Annotated in this window: 1 protein-coding gene; it reads left to right on the top strand. The window is 50.6% G+C overall.

Features of this window, described 5'->3' with window-relative positions; all coding sequences use genetic code 11:
* The coding region (locus R7Z49_RS23690) for a multiheme c-type cytochrome (protein WP_318112165.1) at nucleotides 1-862 on the top strand (862 nt) is incomplete at its 5' end.
* Between the last annotated feature and the right edge of the window lie 143 nt (nucleotides 863-1005).

The raw sequence follows: 1005 nt of genomic DNA, 5'->3' as shown, positions 1-1005 counted from the left end.
CCCGATAGTCGCAAACAACAGTCTCAACGTCGCCGATGCTGGCGCACTTGGTGACGGCTGTGAGGCTCAAGGAGAAGGCCTATTCTTGTGTCATAAAGACTTCACTGACGCAGCGATTAAGCCAATCTCCAACTCTACGTTGACGGTTAACATCGCCGACATGCCACTTTGCGCCAACCGTAGAGATGGCGAGCTCGCCGAATGCGTCACGTTTGAAGGCATCGATCTTATCAAATCGCCTTTCGTCATTGCCGCCAATAACGCATCCGGCTCGTTTGATGTGTCTGGTATCAACAAGCAACACAAACTGCCAGTGGGCGCGGACATTTCATCGTGTAACGATTGTCACAAAGAGCTGACTGTCCATAAGCTCGGTGAGCATCCACATGCCGCCACCGACTTCCAACAATGTAAAAATTGCCATAACTCTGAACGTTCTGCGTTTTATCCTGGAATGGCGGCTGATCTAAAGTACCACGTGCACTCATTCCACGCCTTTGGCTCCGCTCATAGCGGTGAAGCGTCTTTCCCTGGCGCAGTCAACAACTGTGAGGCCTGCCATACCAATGCTCAATACAACTTACCTAGCCAACAAAATACGCGCCCTTCTCTGGCAAGTGGTAAGTACTTTAGTCCTGCGTTAGTCGCCTGTGGCGCGTGTCACCTAGAGTCATCTTTAGCTAATGCTGACCCGGATACCGTGGCAGGAGATGCGCCTCTGAACCATATGCTGAATCACGGCGCGGTATTTGGAGCAGACACAGCAGCACAAGCAACGGGCTCCGAACAATGTGCAACTTGCCATGCTATTGGTCAGTCACAAGGGGTAGATAAGGTTCACAAGGTATACGACTACCGTTGAATTCGTCATTGAACACAATGCTTTGACAATTAAGGACAAGAAAAGGAAGAGCTATGAAAGCAATGTTTCTGCGGTGGTTGGTAGCTGGGATGCTTGGGTTAGGCGTCATCTTCACCGTCAGTTCGGAAGATGTCGCCAAGCCA

The sequence above is a fragment of the Vibrio sp. 1562 genome, assembly GCF_033340155.1.
In the GTDB taxonomy this organism is placed as follows: Bacteria; Pseudomonadota; Gammaproteobacteria; order Enterobacterales; family Vibrionaceae; genus Vibrio; species Vibrio alginolyticus.
Note: the sequence above shows the minus strand (reverse complement) of the source record. Positions and strands in the feature narration are given on the sequence as shown.